Consider the following 4,506-nt stretch of genomic DNA (forward strand, 5'->3'; position numbering starts at 1 on the left):
GGCTATGTGTGAGAGAGGGGGAAGCACCGTTATGCATGCCGCACAGCGTCGGGATGCCCTGTTGGAGCTGCTCCGCACCTCCCGGGGGCCGGTGAGCGCCACGGCGCTGGCCCGCCGCTTTTCCGTCAGCCGTCAGATTATCGTGGGAGATATCGCCCTCCTCCGGGCTGGCGGGGCGGATATCGCCTCCACCCCCCGGGGCTATGTGATCCCCGCCCAGGAGGATACGGGCCTTACCTGCACCCTGGTCTGCCGCCATACCGCCGCCGATCTGGAACGAGAGCTCAATCTCATGGTGGACAACGGCTGCACTGTGCTGGACGTGGTGGTGGAGCACCCGGTCTACGGCCAGCTCTCCGGCCAGCTCCAGCTCTCCTCCCGATATGATGTGGCTGAGTTTATACGCCGGGTAGAGAAGGAACAGGCCACTCCTCTCAGCGCCCTCACCGGAGGGGTCCACCTCCACCGCCTCCGCTGTCCCGACGAGGCGGCCTGCCGCAGGGTGTGCCAGGCATTGGATGAGGCCGGATTTCTGGTGAAGGAGTAAGCCTGGACCGAGGCGAGGCGGTGCTTCTCCTCCGGCGCCGGACCCCATGACAGTCGGAACCTGCGCTTGACAAATCCTGCACAGACGCTATAATAGGGCATTACAGGTGTCAAGACACCTGTAATGCCCTATTTTTCCGGATCCCATCTATTAAAGGAGTGGTCCCATGGACGGATGCAAGTCTTTCCTCGCCCGCAAGAATATCGTAATCTCCGCCAAACGCTACGGCATTGACGCGCTGGGCGCCATGGCCCAGGGGCTTTTCTGCTCCCTGCTCATCGGCACCATCATCAAGACCCTGGGCCAGCAGCTTGGCCTCCCCTTTTTGGTGGACATCGGCGGCTACGCCTCGGCCATGTCCGGTCCGGCCATGGCCGCCGCCATCGGGTACGCCCTTCAGGCGCCGCCTCTGGTATTGTTCTCCCTCATCGCCGTGGGCTCCGCCGCCAATGGTCTGGGCGGCGCGGGGGGGCCGCTGGCCGTGCTGGTCATCGCCATTTTGGCCGCAGAGGTCGGCAAGGCCGTCTCCAAGGAGACCAAGGTGGACATTCTGGTGACGCCCCTGGTCACCATCTGCGTGGGCGTGGCCCTCTCGGCCTGGTGGGCCCCGGCCATCGGGGCCGCGGCCTCCGCCTTCGGTCAGCTCATCAAGGACGCCACCGTGCTCCAGCCCTTCTGGATGGGCATCGTGGTATCCGTGCTGGTGGGCATCGCCCTGACCCTCCCCATCTCCTCCGCGGCCATCTGCGCCGCGTTCGGCCTCACGGGGCTGGCCGGGGGCGCCGCCGTGGCCGGCTGTTGCGCCAACATGGTGGGCTTCGCCGTGCTCTCCTTCCGGGAGAACCGCTGGGGTGGCCTGGTGAGCCAAGGCATCGGCACCTCCATGCTCCAAATGCCCAACATCGTTCGGAATCCCCGCATCTGGCTTCCCGCCATCCTTACCTCCGCCGTCACCGGCCCCATCGCCACCTGCGTGTTCCGCCTGGAGATGAACGACCCCGCCAGCGGCGTGGCCTCCGGCATGGGGACCTGCGGACTGGTGGGGCAGATCGGAGTCTACAGCGGCTGGGTGAATGATGTAGCTACCGGCGTCAAGGCCGCCATCACCCCTTTTGACTGGCTGGGCCTGATCCTCATCTCCTTTGTCCTCCCCGCCGTGCTCTGCTGGGCCTTCGGTCTCTTCTTCCGCAGGATCGGCTGGATCAAGGAGGGGGACCTCACCCTCTCTTAGGGCCTGTTTGAAAATGGCCGACACGCCCTTGCGCGTTCCCCCGGGTTTGCGTCAGCCGTCCGTAAAGATCTGGCAGTAATAGTACAGTCCGCTGTCCGAGCGGGCCACCCCCACTCCGATACGGGTAATCTCCGGGTTGACCATATTCTGATAGTGCCCGCTGGAATTTTCCCAGACCGTCACCGCCTCTCGGGCGGAGAGGGCGGAGACCATGGCCAGGTTTTCGGAGGCGTATCCGGTAAGCCGGTCTCCCAGGACGGTGTAAAACGGTCTTCCGTCGGGGCGCACATGGTTGTAGTTGTCCAGATCGTCCATGGCCGCGCACTCCTCGGCCCGGATCTGGGCGGCCGCCATCAGGGTCTCGTCCGTCTCCAGTGGGGCCTCGCCGGCCTCCTGGCGGAGCCCATTGGTCAGGGCCACAAGCTCCTGCCGCGCCGCCTCCAGCCCGTCGGGCGCCTCCGCCTTCTCCCGGTCCGTCCCCCGGAAGGTCTGGTCGTACCGTGCCAGCATGGCCGCGGCCTCCGCCCGGGTCACACCGCCCTCCGGGTCCATGGTGGTCTCCCCGGTACCTGTCAGGATGCCGTTGGGACAGGCCCAGCCCAGCACCGCCAGCCGGACCTCCCCGTCCACCCCTTCCATATCGGAAAAGGGTCCTGCCGGGGCCTCCTCCGCCGCCGGGCTGTCCCCCGTCAGCAGGGCAAAGTGGTAGAGCATGACCGCAAACTCCCCCCTCTGAACGGCCTCATCGGGCTTGAGCTCCCCTCCGGTCGCCGTTCCGCTGTCCGGATACAGCCCGCTCTGATGGGCCCAGGTCACCGCGTCCCTGTAATAGGCCCCCTCAGGTACGTCGGAATAGGTCCCGGAGCCGGTGACGGCAGGGGACCCCGCGTAGCGGTAGAGCACCTCTGCCAGCATGGACCGGGTCATGACGGCATCCGGGATAAAACGATCCCCGCCCGCGCCCTGAAACAGCCCCTTCTCCGTGACGTAGGCCACGCTGTCGCGGGCCCAGTGGCCCTCAGGCACATCGGCAAAGCCGGCGGCCAGGGCCGGTGACGCCAGCCCGGTCCAAAGGCTCAGTGCCAGGCCCAGGCATGCGATCTGTCTTTTCATACTGCCTCTCTCCCTATAAAATAAGCTGTGCCCGGACCTTTTTTCACGGTCATACCGCGCGCAGACTGCAACCGGGTCCCCGCTCTTCGGCGGGGGCCCGGTTATTTCATGGCCCGTCCATTCGCGCCAGCAACCCATGCGGCCGCGGGGATCAGGAGGTGCAGCCCCAGAAAGCCCAGGTCAGCCGGAGAGGCCGTTGGACTGCCGCTCCATGTTCTCCACTACAATGTCGTGGATCTCCCCCAGGGAAGCGCAGTACTCCAGCACCGCCCAGGGGACGTTGGTGTGGAAGTGGATCTTGACCAGCGACTCATCCCCCACCGCCAGCAGGCAGTCCCCCGGGATGTGGGCCTGAATGTAGTCGTGGATGTCGTCTTCCGAGAGGCCTTCCCCCTCGATGAGCAGTTGGGTGTCGAACGGATAGTCCAGCATGGCCGTACCGGCTCCTTTCATTGGTTGAGTTCATACTGCTCCACCAGCCGGACGGAGTACTCCAGGCAGGCTCCCTCCCGGTCCGCCTGGAAGAGGATGCTCTCGCCCACGTCCAAGGCGTCCCGGACGGCCAGCAGATCGTCGGTGGTGTTCAGCTCGGTGCCGTTGGCGGTGAGGAGGATATCCCCCGCCTGCACCTTGTCCGCGGCGTCCGAACCAGCCTGGACGGCATCCACCAGCAGGCCGCAGGCCACTCCCCTGGCCTCCTTCTCGGAGGGGTAGAGCCCCCGCACCGTGACGCCCAGGGTGGGCCGTCCGGTGACGTGGCCACTCTGGATGAGGGAGTCCACCACCGGCTTCACCGTGGCGGTGGGGATGGCGAAGCCCAGCCCCTCCAGGGTATTGCTGTCGGCGTCGGTGGAGACCAGCTTCATGTTGGTGATCCCGATGACCTGCCCCTGGTCGTTGACCAGAGCCCCCCCGGAATTGCCGGTATTAAGCGCGGCGGTGGTCTGGAGGAGGGTCATTGGGTTACCGTCCACCTCCATGTCCCGGTTGATGGCGGAGAGGATGCCGTCGGTCATGGTGCCCCGCAGCTCCTCTCCCATGGGGTTGCCGATGGCCACCACCGCGTCCCCCACCACCATGTCCTCGGAGTCCCCGAAGGCGGCGGGGGTGAGCCCCTCGGCCTCGATCTTCAGCACGGCCAGATCGGTGGTGCTGTCGCTTCCCACCAGCTTTGCCTGGAACCCGCGTCCGTCCTCCAGGGAGACGTCCACCCGAAAGGCCCCGTCGATGACGTGGGCGTTGGTGATGAGGTAGCCGTCCCCGCTCATCAGGATGCCGGTGCCCTGGCTCACGCCCTGGAGCGTGCCCTTCGCCACCGTGGCCTGGATGGATACGATGGAGGGGATGACCTTCCGATAGATGTCCTGGAGGCGCATCCCCTCTCCCTCCGGCTTGGCCTCCAGGGAGAGCACGGTGCCGTCCCCGGTGGGTGCCCGCTCCAGTTCCGCCTGAAAGGAGAGGGAAGGAGTGACGGAGGCCTGCCCGCCTCCGGAGGGATAGAACGCCCCCGCGTCCACCAGCGGCTGTGCCCGCAGGGCCAGCAGCACCGCCGTCCCTCCCAGCACCAGGGTCAGGGCGGCCAGGACCAGCGCCGCGCCCCGCTCGGACTTTCGGC

At 66.3% G+C, this 4,506-nt stretch carries 5 protein-coding genes; 2 read left to right on the forward strand and 3 right to left on the reverse strand.

Annotated features, from left to right (window positions below; genetic code table 11):
* Nucleotides 1-547 (forward strand): transcription repressor NadR (locus tag ABUA09_RS17995; protein ID WP_349949613.1); only part of this gene is annotated, 547 nt, incomplete at its 5' end.
* 166 nt (nt 548-713) lie between these two features.
* Nucleotides 714-1,778, forward strand: a complete 1,065-nt coding sequence (locus ABUA09_RS18000; protein ID WP_033119130.1) for a PTS sugar transporter subunit IIC — start codon at nt 714-716, stop codon at nt 1,776-1,778.
* 51 nt (nt 1,779-1,829) lie between these two features.
* Here the strand turns inward: ABUA09_RS18000 and ABUA09_RS18005 are convergent, their stop codons facing one another.
* The 3 genes from ABUA09_RS18005 to ABUA09_RS18015 all read right to left on the reverse strand — a co-directional run.
* The gene (locus ABUA09_RS18005; protein ID WP_279202243.1) at nt 1,830-2,891 is read right to left on the reverse strand and encodes a CAP and S-layer homology domain-containing protein; all 1,062 of its coding nucleotides are present in this window, start codon (nt 2,889-2,891) and stop codon (nt 1,830-1,832) included.
* Nucleotides 2,892-3,071: 180 nt separating this feature from the next.
* Complete coding sequence (locus ABUA09_RS18010; RefSeq protein ID WP_033119129.1) at nt 3,072-3,323, reverse strand: fatty acid kinase subunit FakA-related protein; 252 nt, start codon at nt 3,321-3,323, stop codon at nt 3,072-3,074.
* Between the two features lie 17 nt (nt 3,324-3,340).
* The coding region (locus ABUA09_RS18015; RefSeq protein ID WP_349949614.1) for a S1C family serine protease at nt 3,341-4,506 on the reverse strand (1,166 nt) is incomplete at its 5' end.

The sequence above is a fragment of the Intestinimonas sp. RTP31139st1_F5_RTP31139_211217 genome (genome assembly GCF_040226735.1).
GTDB lineage: Bacteria > Bacillota > Clostridia > Oscillospirales > Oscillospiraceae > Intestinimonas > Intestinimonas butyriciproducens.

Excerpts from the sequence above, each read along its gene's own strand:
- ABUA09_RS18000 (WP_033119130.1), top strand. The coding sequence starts at position 714 with ATGGACGGATGCAAGTCTTTCCTCGCCCGCAAGAATATCGTAATCTCC.
- ABUA09_RS18005 (WP_279202243.1), bottom strand. The coding sequence starts at position 2,891 with ATGAAAAGACAGATCGCATGCCTGGGCCTGGCACTGAGCCTTTGGACC.
- ABUA09_RS18010 (WP_033119129.1), bottom strand. The coding sequence starts at position 3,323 with ATGCTGGACTATCCGTTCGACACCCAACTGCTCATCGAGGGGGAAGGC.